General features: G+C 62.2%; 13 protein-coding genes. 7 read left to right on the plus strand and 6 right to left on the minus strand.

Features of this window, described 5'->3' with window-relative positions; translation table 11 throughout:
- Window positions 1-7: 7 nt before the first annotated feature.
- From KW838_RS26090 to KW838_RS26100, 3 genes are all read right to left on the minus strand, one after another.
- Window positions 8-1,225 (minus strand): cytochrome c biogenesis protein DipZ, encoded by a 1,218-nt coding sequence (locus tag KW838_RS26090; protein ID WP_218503988.1) that lies wholly within the window; start codon window positions 1,223-1,225, stop codon window positions 8-10.
- Between the two features lie 145 nt (window positions 1,226-1,370).
- The gene (locus tag KW838_RS26095; protein ID WP_218503989.1) at window positions 1,371-1,625 is read right to left on the minus strand and encodes a hypothetical protein; all 255 of its coding nucleotides are present in this window, start codon (window positions 1,623-1,625) and stop codon (window positions 1,371-1,373) included.
- A gap of 48 nt (window positions 1,626-1,673) precedes the next feature.
- Window positions 1,674-1,937: a DUF2790 domain-containing protein gene (locus KW838_RS26100; RefSeq protein WP_218503990.1), complete on the minus strand. Its 264-nt coding sequence runs from the start codon at window positions 1,935-1,937 to the stop codon at window positions 1,674-1,676.
- Window positions 1,938-2,243: 306 nt separating this feature from the next.
- Here KW838_RS26100 and KW838_RS26105 point away from each other — a divergent pair, with 306 nt between their 5' ends.
- Together KW838_RS26105 and KW838_RS26110 are read left to right on the plus strand one after the other, a co-directional pair.
- On the plus strand, window positions 2,244-2,984 hold the full coding sequence (locus KW838_RS26105; protein ID WP_102701714.1) for a response regulator: 741 nt from the start codon (window positions 2,244-2,246) through the stop codon (window positions 2,982-2,984).
- Window positions 2,981-4,291 (plus strand): ATP-binding protein, encoded by a 1,311-nt coding sequence (locus tag KW838_RS26110; RefSeq protein ID WP_218503991.1) that lies wholly within the window; start codon window positions 2,981-2,983, stop codon window positions 4,289-4,291. The genes KW838_RS26105 and KW838_RS26110 overlap by 4 nt, the downstream gene beginning before the upstream one ends.
- Window positions 4,292-4,899: 608 nt before the next feature.
- Here the strand turns inward: KW838_RS26110 and KW838_RS26115 are convergent.
- Entirely contained in the window at window positions 4,900-5,658 is a 759-nt protein-coding gene (locus tag KW838_RS26115) for a putative DNA-binding domain-containing protein (protein WP_218503992.1), read from the minus strand.
- Window positions 5,651-6,493 (minus strand): DUF692 domain-containing protein, encoded by an 843-nt coding sequence (locus KW838_RS26120; RefSeq protein WP_218503993.1) that lies wholly within the window; start codon window positions 6,491-6,493, stop codon window positions 5,651-5,653. The genes KW838_RS26115 and KW838_RS26120 overlap by 8 nt, the downstream gene beginning before the upstream one ends.
- Window positions 6,494-6,940: 447 nt before the next feature.
- On the opposite strand from KW838_RS26120, the gene KW838_RS26125 reads away from it, so the two are divergent.
- Window positions 6,941-7,987, plus strand: a complete 1,047-nt coding sequence (locus KW838_RS26125) for a class I SAM-dependent methyltransferase (protein WP_218503994.1) — start codon at window positions 6,941-6,943, stop codon at window positions 7,985-7,987.
- Between the two features lie 133 nt (window positions 7,988-8,120).
- Window positions 8,121-8,963, plus strand: coding sequence for an NAD-dependent protein deacetylase (locus KW838_RS26130; RefSeq protein ID WP_218503995.1), 843 nt, complete (start codon window positions 8,121-8,123; stop codon window positions 8,961-8,963).
- 120 nt (window positions 8,964-9,083) lie between these two features.
- Here the strand turns inward: KW838_RS26130 and KW838_RS26135 are convergent, their stop codons facing one another.
- Window positions 9,084-9,980, minus strand: a complete 897-nt coding sequence (locus tag KW838_RS26135; RefSeq protein WP_015094555.1) for a LysR family transcriptional regulator — start codon at window positions 9,978-9,980, stop codon at window positions 9,084-9,086.
- A gap of 173 nt (window positions 9,981-10,153) precedes the next feature.
- Between KW838_RS26135 and KW838_RS26140 the strand changes: the two genes are divergently transcribed.
- Genes KW838_RS26140 through KW838_RS26150 form a run of 3 tightly spaced genes read left to right on the plus strand, consistent with a single transcriptional unit; the run spans window position 10,154 to window position 12,747 of the window.
- Window positions 10,154-10,852 carry a CoA transferase subunit A gene (locus KW838_RS26140; protein WP_007975747.1) on the plus strand — a complete coding sequence of 233 codons (699 nt, stop codon included), beginning with the start codon at window positions 10,154-10,156 and terminating at the stop codon, window positions 10,850-10,852.
- Window positions 10,853-10,888: 36 nt separating this feature from the next.
- Window positions 10,889-11,554: a CoA transferase subunit B gene (locus tag KW838_RS26145; protein ID WP_007975748.1), complete on the plus strand. Its 666-nt coding sequence runs from the start codon at window positions 10,889-10,891 to the stop codon at window positions 11,552-11,554.
- A gap of 11 nt (window positions 11,555-11,565) precedes the next feature.
- Entirely contained in the window at window positions 11,566-12,747 is a 1,182-nt protein-coding gene (locus tag KW838_RS26150; RefSeq protein ID WP_218503996.1) for an acetyl-CoA C-acetyltransferase, read from the plus strand.
- The last annotated feature ends 237 nt before the right edge of the window (window positions 12,748-12,984 follow it).

Below are 12,984 nucleotides of genomic sequence, written 5' to 3' on the forward strand. Positions count from 1 at the left end.
AAGCCGGTTACGCCGCTGGCGCGCTGGCCTTGGCCTCCTCCAGCAACTGCTGGATCACTTTCTCCTGCGTGTCGTAGCTGCCTTCACCGAAGTGGGTGTAACGCACCTGCCCCTTGGCATCGATGATGTAGTGCGCCGGCCAGTACTGGTTGTCGAAGTTGCGCCAGATCGCGTAGTTGTTGTCGATCGCCACCGGGTAGGTGATGCCGTATTCCTTCACCTTGTCCCTGACGTTGTCGATGATGCGTTCAAAGCCGTATTCAGGCGTGTGCACGCCGATCACCACCAGTCCGTCCTTTTCATATTTCTTCGCCCAGTCTTTCACGTACGGCAGGGTGTGCTTGCAGTTGATGCAGTCGAAGGTCCAGAAGTCCACCAGCACCACCTTGCCTTTGAGGGCTTCGTTGGTCAGTGCCGGTGAGTTGATCCAGTCCACCGCACCGGACAGCGACGGCATCGCGCCCTGGGCGTCGCCCATGGTGCTGTCGGCCTGGACCTTGCTGACCAGGTAATCGACGACTTTCGGCACGGTCTCCAGCACGCCTTTCTCGATACGGCTGACACCTTGCGATGAGGTGTTGGCCAGCAACAGGTCATTGGCCCCCGTTGCGATCACCGCCGCACCGGCCAGCACCGCAACCCCGGCGCCCCGGCGCAGCCAGCCAGTGACCGGAATCGACGGTTTCAGGCGATTGACCAGGCCACGCCCGGCAAAGATCAAGACGCCCAGAGACAGCGCACTGCCCGCGCCATAGGCCACCAACAACAGGCTGGTACCGGCGTTCGCGCCCTGCAGCATGGCGCTGGTCAGAATCACCCCGAGGATCGGCCCGGCGCAGGGTGCCCAGAGCAGTCCGGTGGCGACACCGATCATGATCGACGCCAGCGGCCCGGACATCTTGCGCGAGTCCGGGTCGATGCGATTGCCCAACAGCACGAAGGGGCGCGCCAGCCAGTCACCGACCCGGGCGGAAATCAGCGACAGGGCGAACAGCACCATGACGAACAGGGCGACGTGGCGCCCGGTGTTGCTGGCCTGTATCACCCACTCGGTGCTGACCACGGCCAGGCTGGAGACCAGGGCAAAGGTCAGGACCATGCCGCCGAGGGTCAGCAGGATCGAGGCGCGTGTGCGATCGGCCCCGGCGAACAGGAAGGGCACGACCGGCAGGATGCACGGGCTGAGGACGGTCAATATGCCGCCCAGGAAAGCGATGAGTAACATGGGATCACCTAATACAATTCAGAGGGCGACATAGAGCCAATGTGGGAGCGAGCCTGCTCGCGATGGCGTCGGGTCAGGCGGCACATCGTTGACCGGACAATCGCTTTCGCGAGCAGGCTCGCTCCCACAGTGGATTGGGGTGTTTTCAAGCTGTCTGTTCATCCAGCAACTGCCCCTGAGGCGTGCGGCTGGCACCGTTCTCGGCGAGCATCTGCCCTTGCGGCGTACGGCTGGAACCGTCTTGCGCAAGGAAGCCCTGGGTGCCCTGCTCTGCCACGGGCGTCAGCTGGAAGCAGGTGTTGCTGGCGCAGGCGCTTTGCTCGACAGCGGCGTTGGCATGGGCTGCCGCACCGGCGACGGAAAAGGCGATGGCGGTAAGAAAGCGGGATACGTTGTTCATGATGTCCTTCCTGATTCAATGGGATTAGGCGGTCGTTGATCGCAGCACTCAGTTTTCCGAGTTGCAGTGGTCGGCGAATTTGCTGTAATCCAGCACCTGGGTTTTCGACTGGGAGTCGAGGTACGTCAGCCGTGCATTGACCACACCGCAGGAAGGCGTAGCTTCCTCGGTCAGCGAAACCACTTTGCTGATGTCAAGATGGGTGCCGTAGGTGTAGGTTTTTGGCGCAACATCGGCTTCGGCGCGGGCCGACAGGGTGCAGATGTTCAGGGCGGCAAACAGGCAGGCGGCGTAAACAGCTTTGGTGTTCATGGCGAGTTCCTCAAGGTTTCAACAGGTCGTTGGTTCGTTGGGCCGAGGCGCTCTGGTTTGCCTCGATGGAACCTATTAAAAGCCTGCGAGGTATCTCGTCTGTGTCGGGAATCGGCGTGAATCAATCGGTACGTATCAGAACCGGGCGCAGATACAGAGCAATACAAAACCCCCGGAAATCGGCTTTTTTGCCTTCGTGTGTATCCCCAGGCAGGCCGGATACACTGCAATACAAAGGGCGGCAGGCGACCCCGCCCGGGCTCGATAGACTGTGTGGCATTCCCCATTCATCAGAGGTTTGGCCCAATGGATCACGTTGATCACATCCTCATCGTTGACGATGACCGCGAAATCCGCGAGCTGGTAGGCAACTACCTGAAGAAGAACGGCCTGCGCACCACCGTCGTGGCGGATGGGCGGCAGATGCGCGCGTTTCTGGAAACCACCCCGGTGGACCTGATCGTGCTGGACATCATGATGCCCGGGGACGATGGCCTGCTGCTCTGCCGCGAACTGCGCGCCGGCAAACACAAGACCACGCCGGTGCTGATGCTCACTGCGCGCAACGATGAAACCGACCGCATCCTCGGCCTGGAAATGGGCGCCGACGACTACCTGGTCAAACCCTTCGCTGCCCGTGAGCTGCTGGCGCGGATCAACGCGGTGCTGCGGCGCACCCGCATGCTGCCGCCGAACCTGGTGGTGACCGAAGCCAGCCGCCTGCTGGCCTTTGGGCGCTGGCGCCTGGACACTTCGGCCCGTCACCTGCTCGATCAGGACGGCACCATGGTCGCCCTGAGCGGCGCCGAATATCGATTGCTGCGGGTGTTTCTCGACCATCCGCAACGGGTGCTCAACCGCGATCAATTGCTCAACCTGACCCAGGGTCGCGACGCCGACTTGTTCGACCGTTCCATCGATCTGCTGGTCAGTCGCCTGCGCCAGCGCCTGCTCGACGACGCCCGCGAACCGGCCTACATCAAGACAGTGCGCAGCGAAGGCTATGTGTTTTCCCTGCCGGTGGAAATCCTGGGCGATCAATCATGACGCGGGCGCTGCATTGGCCGCGGACCCTGGCCTCGCGGCTGTCGCTGATTTTCCTGATCGGCCTGATCCTCGCCCAGGCATTGTCCTTCGGCGCGCAGTACTACGAACGCTACGAATCCTCGAAAAACACCATGCTGGGCAACCTGGAAACCGATGTTTCCACCTCCATTGCCATCCTCGACCGCCTGCCCGCCGATGAACGATCCGCCTGGCTCAAACAACTGGAACGGCGCAACTACAGTTACCTGCTCAACGAGGGTTCGCCGGGCACGCCCATCCGCACCGACATGCCCGATGCGCCCATTGCCATCGCCTCGATCAAGGACGCCATCGGCCACGATTACCCGATGACCTTTACCGACATCCCCGGGCCGAAAAAACACTTTCAAGTGCACCTGAACCTGGCGGATGGCAGCCCGCTGACCATCGACCTGCGCCCGGCGATGGTGCCGTTGTCGCCCTGGCTGCCCTTCGTGTTGCTCGGGCAACTGGCGCTGATGCTCGCCTGTTCCTGGTTGGCGGTCAGAATCGCCATCCGCCCCCTCACCCGCCTCGCCGACGCCGTCGAAACCCTGGACCCCAACGCCCACCCCGTGCTCCTGGACGAAAAAGGCCCGACCGAAGTCGCCCACGCCGCCAAGGCCTTCAACGCGATGCAGGCACGCATCGCGGCGTACCTGAAGGAACGCATGCAACTGCTCGCAGCGATCTCCCACGACCTGCAAACCCCGATCACCCGCATGAAACTGCGCGCCGAGTTCATGGACGACTCCAGCGAAAAAGACAAACTGTGGAACGACCTGGGCGAGATGGAACACCTGGTGCGCGAAGGCGTCGCCTACGCCCGCAGCATCCACGGCGCCACCGAAGAAAGCCGCCGCACCGACCTCGACTCGTTCCTCGACAGCCTGGTGTTCGACTACCAGGACATGGGCAAGGACGTTCAGCTCACAGGCAAGAGCACCACCGTCATCGACACCCGCCCCCACGCCCTGCGCCGGATGCTGGTCAACCTGACGGACAACGCATTGAAATTTGCCGGGGCCGCCGAGTTGCGCGTGGAAAAACAGGCCGACGGCAAGCTGTCGATCAAGATCCTCGACCGCGGCCCGGGAATCGCCGAAGAAGAACTCAAGCACGTGATGGAGCCTTTCTACCGCGTGGAAAACTCCCGCAACCGCAGCACCGGCGGCACCGGGTTGGGACTGGCCATTGCCCAACAATTGGCGATCGCCATTGGAGGGTCGTTGACCTTGAGCAATCGTGAAGGTGGGGGGTTGTGTGCGGAGCTGAGATTGCCGGGGTAGGAAGGATTGGCTTGGGGGTGAGGATGTTGGGCAAGCTGTAGAAAATGGTCGACTGGAAGGCCGCCTTCGCGGGCAAGCCCGCTCCCACAGGTGCCTACCGGCCAACCTGGTACTGATGGGAGAGCGTTTCCCTGTAGGAGCTGCCGAAGGCTGCGATCTTTTGATTTTAATTTTTGACAATGTCGAAGGGGCGGAAGATCAAGATCAAAAGATCGCAGCCTTCGGCAGCTCCTACAGGGGCGTGTGTTTAGCCGAAGAGCAGGTTCGCCCCCACACGCTCTTCACCACTCATCAGGCCGAGCGTTAGCTCGCCTGCAGCTTTTGATCTTGATCCACCCGCCCCCTCGGCAGGCTGAGTGGAGGTGTTCATCCGGGGATGGGCGCGCAGCGCCGTTCGACGCAGTCGAACTCATTGCATGTAGGTCGAAGCGAAGCCGACCGGAGGGCAATGCCCCCGGATGAATACCGGAGCGAAGGAACACCGAGCCTCAGCGAGGGGCCGTACGTAAGGGGCGAGCGCTTTTGGTTACTTTTAAGGCGCTTGTTAAAAGTGACTCGCCGTAAGGGCGAAACCGCCAGCTGCCGTTACCGCAGCAACGGATATGTACTCAATCAACAACCCCCAAAACCCCCTCCCCACGCATCTGCCGCAACAACCCCACCCCACCTTCCAGAAACTCCAAAGACCCCACCACCCCCGCCTCCACCGCCAACCCCTGCAACAGCTCACGCCCGGTCAACTCGGGAAACTCGCCAACAAGCAGCAACAACCGCCACGCCAACGGACTCAACTCGGAAAACTTCACACCCCAGTCCTCGGCCCGACGCACCAGCAACAACGTCGGCTGAGCCGGTAAAACGTCCGGCTGATAATCCGGCCCCACCCGTTGCACCGGCCAGGCATACGCCAACGGCCAGGCCAGCGGCGACACCTGCAACGGCCGATCCAGCAACAACGCCGCATCACCGGCTGCCACAGGTTCGGCGTCGGACTGTTGCAGCGCCATTTCCACCCACTCGTAATGCGCCAGTTCCACCATGAACGGCGGCCACGACCCATCGGCCAAGGCCTGAGGTTCACTGGCAAGAAACTCGACAAACTCCTGAGCGATCTCACCGAATTTCGGCGTGCAGGCGCGATAGTCCCGCAGAAAAATCCGCACCAGCGAACGCCAATCCTCATCCCCGAGAATCTTCACCAACACCGGAAAGGTTCCACTGAGCAATGAAGACAGGTTGGCAAACACCAGATCGCGATAAACCTGTGCTCGCGCCGGGTCCATTTCGGTGGGTGGCGCGTTGCGCTCAGGGTCGCGCAGGTACAGGCCCATGGTGGTTTGTTGCTGCACAAGGCTCGACTTATCCACGGTTCACGCCCTCCTGTTGCAAACGGCGAATGGTCTGCAATTCCGCCACCAGTTCGGCGAATGCCGGAAAATTGAAGTCGCGCTCCAGCAAGGTCGGTTGCGCACCGAACCGGGCGTAGGCCTGGGCCAGCAACGACCACACCGCCGGTTTCACCGAAGCGCCATGGGTATCGATTTTCAAGGTGTCGGACTCATCGAAATGCCCGGCGATATGCATGGCCACCACCCGTCCCGCATCGATACCGGCGAGAAACGCCTGGGGGTCGAAACCGTGGTTGATCGAGTTGACGTAGACGTTGTTGACGTCCAGCAACAGGTCGCAATCAGCCTCGCGCAACACCGCATTGGTGAACGTCACCTCGTCCATGTCCTGTTGGGGCGCGGCGTAGTAAGAAACGTTTTCCACCGCCAGGCGCCGACCGAGGATGTCCTGGGCCTGGCGGATACGCGCAGCGACGTGGTGCACCGCTTCTTCGGTAAACGGCAGCGGCAACAGGTCGTACAGGTGACCGTCATCGCTGCAATAGCTCAAATGCTCGCTGTACAGCGGCACGTGGTAGTGATCGAGAAAACCCCGGACTTCCTGCAAAAAACCGACGTCCAGCGGCGACGGCCCGCCCAGGGACAGGGACAGCCCGTGACAGGACAACGGATAACGCTCGGCCAGTGTCCGCAGCGCCGCGCCATGGGCGCCGCCGATGCCGATCCAGTTTTCCGGCGCGACCTCCAGAAAGTCGAAATGACCGGCCGGGGCCGCTTGCAGGTCTTTGAGTAAACCGCGACGCAGGCCAAGCCCGGCGCTGGCCTTGGCTACGGGGGGAATGGATGTCTGCATGGTATCGATCTCGCCTGTGTCCAAGGGCGCGGGCCGGTGCCCGCCTTGAGACACAGTTAATCGAAGGGGTGTATCGGGACTGTGTTCGGCTGGGGGCGACAATGGGTGTCTGTGTATCGAAACCGGGGTTGGATACATGGGGATACACACGATCCTTGCGGGCACTGCTGATCCCTGTGGGAGCGGGCTTGCTCGCGAAGAGGCCGGCACATTCAAAAGAGATGTTGGCCGACCCACCGCTTTCGCGAGCAAGCCCGCTCCCACAGGGGTTTAGTGTCAATCAGGGGGACTTTCGTCGCTCGAGACAGCAGTACACGCGCCCCGGACTAGACTTAACGCACACAGGACCGGCTCAGCGTCCTGCACATCCCCACGACCACCGCCCAGCGGCGAATGCCTCGCCATACAATGCCTCTGGACCGTGATCCTGCCAAAGGAGCACATGTGATGGACGAGGCCAGACTCAACGACTTCATGGGCAAACTGGTGAATGACATGGGCGGCGCGGCGATGCTCGCCAACGTCATCCTCGGCGAAGAGCTCGGCCTGTACCGGGCGATGGCCGACAGCCAGCCCATCACCCCCGAAACCCTTGCCGAAAGAACCGGCTGCAACACCCGCCTGCTGCGCGAATGGCTCAGCGCCCACGCCGCCTCCGGCTACATGGAACACCGCGACGGCCAGTTCCGCCTTCCTGAGGAGCAAGCCCTGGCCCTGGCCATCGAAGACTCTCCGGTCTACATCGCCGGGGGCATAGGCGTGGTCGCGTCGTTTTTCCACGACAAGGACAAGCTGGTCAACGCCATGCGCGGCAATGGCGCCCTGCCCTGGGGCGAGCATCACCCGTGCATGTTCAGCGGCACCGAACGTTTCTTCCGCCCCGGCTACAAAGCCCATTTGATCGCCGAATGGTTGCCGGCCCTCGACGGCGTGGTGGCCAAACTGGAAGCCGGGGCCAAAGTGGCGGACATCGGCTGCGGCCACGGCGCCTCGACGGTGATCATGGCCCAGGCATTTCCGGATTCGCGCTTCGTCGGCTTCGACTATCACGCGCCGTCCGTCACCGTCGCCACCCAAAGGGCCGAAGAAGGCGGTGTGTCCAGTCGGGCCCGGTTCTTCCAGGGCACGGCGAAAAGCTACCCCGGCAGCGACTATGACCTGGTCTGCTACTTCGACTGCCTGCACGACATGGGCGACCCGGTGGGCGCGGCCAGACATGCCTATGAATCGTTGAAAGACGACGGCACGGTGCTGCTGGTAGAGCCCTACGCCAATGACTTGCTCGACGACAACGTCAACCCGGTCGGACGCCTGTTCTACGCTGCCTCGACCTTCATTTGCACGCCGAACTCGCTGTCCCAGGAAGTCGGTCTCGGCCTCGGCGCCCAGGCCGGTGAAGCGCGGTTGCGCAAGGTGTTCAGCGAGGCGGGTTTCACACGCTTTCGTCGGGCCACGGAAACACCGTTCAACCTGATTCTGGAGGCACGTAAATAATCCCCGAGGGTTGTAGGAGCTGCCGAAGGCTGCGATCTTTTGATCTTGTTTTTTAAAAGCAACGTCAAGAGATCGCAGCCTTCGGCAGCTCCTACAAAAGGCCATGCCAATCTGCGTCCCCAGAGTGCTGAACATGCTCGACAGCCTGATCCATGACCAACTCGACCGCCTCCATCAACGCATGGCCGACGCGCCATTTGCAGTGCTGACCGGTGCCGGCATCAGCACACCTTCGGGCATCCCCGATTATCGCGACAACCAGGGTGTGCGGCGGGGCCGGCAGCCGATGATGTACCAGGAGTTTCTCTCCGCCCCGGAGTCCCGGCGACGCTATTGGGCGCGGGCGATGCTCGGCTGGCCACGGGTGCGCCTGGCGCAGCCGAACGTGGCCCACGACAGCCTGGCCCGGCTGCAGGGCACGCGGCAGATCAGCGGGTTGATCACCCAGAACGTCGACACCCTGCACGACCAGGCCGGCAGCCATGACGTGATCAAACTCCACGGCAGTTTGCACCGGGTGTTGTGCCTCGATTGCGGCAAGCTCTGCGAGCGCGATTCGATCCAGCGCTTGATGGAAACCCGCAACCCGTACCTGGCCGGCGTCGACGCGGTACAGGCACCGGACGGCGACACCTTGCTCGACCCGACCTTCGAGGCACGTTTCCAGGTCCCGCATTGCCCGCATTGCGCCGGGGAACGGATGAAGCCGGATGTGGTGTTTTTCGGTGAAAACGTTGCGCAGGCCACGGCGGCCAAGGCGATGGCGGCCGTTGAACAGGCTGCCGGGTTGTTGGTGATCGGGTCTTCGTTGATGGCCTATTCGGCGTTTCGCTTGTGCCGGGCGGTGGTGGACCAGGGCAAGCCGTTGATGGCGATCAACCTGGGCAAGACCCGGGCGGATGACATTCTGGATATGAAGATCGAAGGGTCATGCGAGCAGCTCTTACCCTTATTGGCCCAACGCCTGTCTTCCTGATCAACCCAGAAAACTGTGGGAGCGGGCTTGCCCGCGATGGCGGTGAGACAGTCAACGTAGATGTTGAATGTGCAGGCCTCATCGCGAGCAAGCTCGCTCCCACAGGGGCCGGCGTTCATTTCAGAGGAGCTTTTCCCCAAATTTCTCCTCTTTCAGCACATCAAACAACGCCTGCGCCGCCGCCGACAGCTCTCCCCCCGGCAACGTCAACACGCCAAGCGCCCGCTCCACCACCGGATCGCGCAAAGTAATGCAGCGCGCCCCCAGCTCACGCATCTGCCCGGCACACAAGGCCGGCACCGCGCTCACGCCCAGGCCGCTGGCGACCATGCGCCCGACCGTCGCCAGTTGATGGCTTTCAAACTCCACCGACAGCTTCATGCCGCGGGCCTGCAGGTGCTCTTCAAGCATGACACGCACGGTGGAAGGTCGCTGCAAGGTAATGAACGGCTCCTTGAGCAGGGTCTGCCAATCGATGTCATCGAGTTCGGCCAGCGCCGAATCCAGGGGCACCACCGCCACGAATCGATCGATGTACAACGGCGTGAATTGCAGCGGCGAACTCTGGGTCGGCTCGAACGCCACCCCCAGTTCAACCTGGCGGTCACGGACCATTTCCAGCACCTGCTCGTTGATCACGTCATTGACCGTCACGTTGACGTTCGGGTAACGGGCGCGGAAGGTCTTGAGGATCGGCGGCAGCAGGTTGCCGGCGAACGATGGCATCGCCGCCAGGGTCACGCGACCGCGCTGCAGGGTGAAGCGTTGGCGCAGCTCGTCTTCGACATTGTCCCAGTCGGCGATCAACCGGCGCGCCAGCGGCACCAGGGATTCGCCTTCGGCGGTGAGCGCCACGTTGCGCGTGTTGCGGGTGAACAGGCGCCCGCCGAGGCCCTCTTCCAGCGCCTTGATGGTCAGGCTCAGGGCCGATTGCGACAGGTGCAGGCGTTCACAGGCCACGGCAAAGCTCAGGCTCTGGGCCACGGCCAGAAAGGCGCGGATCTGCTTAATGGTCATGTTCGCTTCGCTTCCAGTTGTAAGCTACAAGCCTGGAGCTGCAAGAAAGCAGCGGTTTGTTGAGTTTTATCTATTAATCAACCTTAAAAATCAACTTAACAAATGAATACTTCGGCGAGACACTCCTTCCCATTCGGCTAGCCAGCCGCCCACAAAGAATAAAAGAGGTGCATATGGCAGGTTTCGACAAGCGCGTGAGTTCCTACGAGGAAGCTCTGGCAGGTCTTGAAGACGGCATGACCGTGATCGCTGGCGGCTTCGGCCTGTGTGGCATCCCGGAAAACCTGATCGCCGAGATCAAGCGCAAGGGCACTCGCGACCTCACCGTGGTCTCCAACAACTGCGGCGTCGACGGTTTCGGCCTCGGCGTACTGCTGACCGACCGCCAGATCAGCAAAGTGGTGGCGTCCTACGTCGGCGAAAACAAGCTGTTCGAAGAGCAACTGCTCAAGGGCGAAATCGAAGTCATCCTGACCCCGCAAGGCACCCTCGCCGAGAAAATGCGCGCGGGCGGCGCCGGCATTCCGGCCTTCTTCACCGCCACCGGCGTGGGCACTCCGGTTGCCGAAGGCAAGGAAGTGCGCGAATTCCATGGCCGCAAGTACCTGATGGAAGAGTCCATCACCGGCGACTTCGCCATCGTCAAAGGCTGGAAAGCCGACCATTTCGGTAACGTGATCTATCGCCACACCGCCCAGAACTTCAACCCGCTGGCCGCCACCGCCGGCAAGATCACCGTGGTCGAAGTCGAAGAAATCGTCGAACCCGGCGAGCTGGACCCGGCGCAGATCCACACCCCTGGCATCTACGTCGACCGGATCATCTGCGGCACGTTCGAGAAGCGCATCGAACAGCGCACCGTGCGTAAGTGATCCCCTGCCCCCGGACCGAATGAAGGAATAACGACAATGGCACTTTCCCGCGAACAAATGGCTCAACGCGTCGCCCGCGAAATGCAGGACGGCTTCTACGTGAACCTGGGCATCGGCATTCCGACCCTGGTCGCCAACTACATCCCCGAAGGCATGGAAGTTATGCTGCAGTCGGAAAACGGCCTGCTGGGCATGGGTCCGTTCCCTACTGAAGAAACCATCGATGCCGACATGATCAACGCCGGCAAACAAACGGTGACCGCGCGTATCGGCGCGTCGATCTTTTCCTCGGCCGAGTCCTTCGCGATGATCCGCGGTGGCCATGTCGACCTGACCGTGCTGGGCGCCTTCGAAGTGGACGTGCAAGGCAACATCGCCTCGTGGATGATCCCCGGCAAGCTGGTCAAGGGCATGGGCGGCGCGATGGACCTGGTGGCTGGCGCAGACAACATCATCGTCATCATGACCCACGCCTCCAAGGACGGTGAGTCCAAGCTGCTGTCCCAATGCAGCCTGCCGCTGACCGGCGCCGGTTGCATCAAGCGCGTGCTGACCGACCTCGCCTACCTGGAAATCGAAAATGGCGCATTTGTCCTCAAGGAACGCGCACCTGGCGTCAGTGTCGAGGAAATCGTCGCCAAGACCGCTGGTAAACTGATCGTCCCGGACCACGTTCCGGAAATGCAGTTCGCTGCCCAGTGAGGAATCATTCCATGCAAGAAGTCGTCATTGTTGCCGCCACGCGCACCGCGATCGGCAGTTTCCAGGGTTCCCTGGCCAATGTTTCTGCCGTTGACCTGGGCGCTGCGGTGATCCGCCAGTTGCTGGCGCAGACCGGCCTGGACCCTGCGCAAGTCGATGAAGTGATCATGGGCCAGGTGCTGACCGCCGGCGCCGGGCAGAACCCTGCGCGCCAGGCCGCGATCAAGGCCGGCCTGCCCTTCGCCGTACCGGCCATGACCCTGAACAAGGTCTGCGGTTCGGGCCTCAAGGCCCTGCACCTGGGCGCCCAGGCGATTCGCTGCGGCGATGCCGAGGTGATCATCGCCGGCGGCCAGGAAAACATGAGCCTGGCCAACTACGTCATGCCCGGCGCGCGTACCGGCCTGCGCATGGGCCACGCCCAGATCGTCGACACCATGATCAGCGATGGCCTGTGGGACGCGTTCAACGACTACCACATGGGCATCACCGCCGAGAATCTGGCCGAGAAGTACAGCCTGACTCGCGAGCAGCAGGACGCGTTCGCCGCCGCCTCGCAGCAGAAAGCCGTGGCCGCTATCGAAGCCGGGCGCTTCGTCGATGAAATCACCCCGATCCTGATCCCGCAGCGCAAGGGCGATCCGCTGTCCTTCGCCACCGACGAGCAGCCAAGGGCCGGCACCACCGCCGAATCCCTGGGCAAACTCAAGGCGGCCTTCAAGAAGGACGGTTCGGTGACCGCCGGCAACGCTTCGTCGCTGAACGACGGTGCCGCCGCCGTGATCCTGATGAGCGCCGAAAAGGCCAAGGCCCTGGGCCTGCCGGTACTGGCAAAAATCGCGGCCTACGCCAACGCGGGCGTTGACCCGGCGATCATGGGCATCGGCCCGGTGTCGGCCACCCGTCGTTGCCTGGACAAGGCCGGCTGGAACATCGACCAGCTTGACCTGGTTGAAGCCAACGAAGCCTTCGCCGCGCAATCGCTGGCGGTGGCCAAGGACCTGGAATGGGACTTGAACAAGGTCAACGTCAACGGCGGCGCCATCGCCCTGGGCCACCCGATCGGTGCTTCGGGTTGCCGCGTGCTGGTGACCTTGCTGCATGAAATGCTCAAGCGTGATGCCAAGAAAGGCCTCGCCACCCTGTGCATCGGTGGCGGTCAGGGCGTGGCACTGGCGCTCGAACGGGCTTAAAGCGTTCAACAGACGGCGCGGGGACCCACGAAGATCCGTCGCCGTCTGGACAAACACCCGGTGCGATGCAAGTCGCACCGGGTTCTTTTTTGCCTGCGTTTTTTCAGTTGGACCGCGTCATCGTTCTTCGCGAGCAGGCTCGCTCCCACAGTAAATGTTCAGTGAGCACCACTCCCCTGTGGGAGCGAGCCTGCTCGCGAAGGGGCCCGACGAGTCACCCCAAGAACTGCAGAATCA

The organism is Pseudomonas sp. PDM27 (assembly GCF_019219205.1).
In the GTDB taxonomy this organism is placed as follows: Bacteria; Pseudomonadota; Gammaproteobacteria; order Pseudomonadales; family Pseudomonadaceae; genus Aquipseudomonas; species Aquipseudomonas laurylsulfatiphila.

Excerpts from the sequence above, each read along its gene's own strand:
- KW838_RS26145 (WP_007975748.1), top strand. The coding sequence starts at position 10,889 with ATGGCACTTTCCCGCGAACAAATGGCTCAACGCGTCGCCCGCGAAATG.
- KW838_RS26135 (WP_015094555.1), bottom strand. The coding sequence starts at position 9,980 with ATGACCATTAAGCAGATCCGCGCCTTTCTGGCCGTGGCCCAGAGCCTG.
- KW838_RS26110 (WP_218503991.1), top strand. The coding sequence starts at position 2,981 with ATGACGCGGGCGCTGCATTGGCCGCGGACCCTGGCCTCGCGGCTGTCG.
- KW838_RS26100 (WP_218503990.1), bottom strand. The coding sequence starts at position 1,937 with ATGAACACCAAAGCTGTTTACGCCGCCTGCCTGTTTGCCGCCCTGAAC.
- KW838_RS26150 (WP_218503996.1), top strand. The coding sequence starts at position 11,566 with ATGCAAGAAGTCGTCATTGTTGCCGCCACGCGCACCGCGATCGGCAGT.
- KW838_RS26120 (WP_218503993.1), bottom strand. The coding sequence starts at position 6,493 with ATGCAGACATCCATTCCCCCCGTAGCCAAGGCCAGCGCCGGGCTTGGC.
- KW838_RS26095 (WP_218503989.1), bottom strand. The coding sequence starts at position 1,625 with ATGAACAACGTATCCCGCTTTCTTACCGCCATCGCCTTTTCCGTCGCC.
- KW838_RS26090 (WP_218503988.1), bottom strand. The coding sequence starts at position 1,225 with ATGTTACTCATCGCTTTCCTGGGCGGCATATTGACCGTCCTCAGCCCG.
- KW838_RS26105 (WP_102701714.1), top strand. The coding sequence starts at position 2,244 with ATGGATCACGTTGATCACATCCTCATCGTTGACGATGACCGCGAAATC.
- KW838_RS26140 (WP_007975747.1), top strand. The coding sequence starts at position 10,154 with ATGGCAGGTTTCGACAAGCGCGTGAGTTCCTACGAGGAAGCTCTGGCA.
- KW838_RS26125 (WP_218503994.1), top strand. The coding sequence starts at position 6,941 with ATGGACGAGGCCAGACTCAACGACTTCATGGGCAAACTGGTGAATGAC.
- KW838_RS26130 (WP_218503995.1), top strand. The coding sequence starts at position 8,121 with ATGCTCGACAGCCTGATCCATGACCAACTCGACCGCCTCCATCAACGC.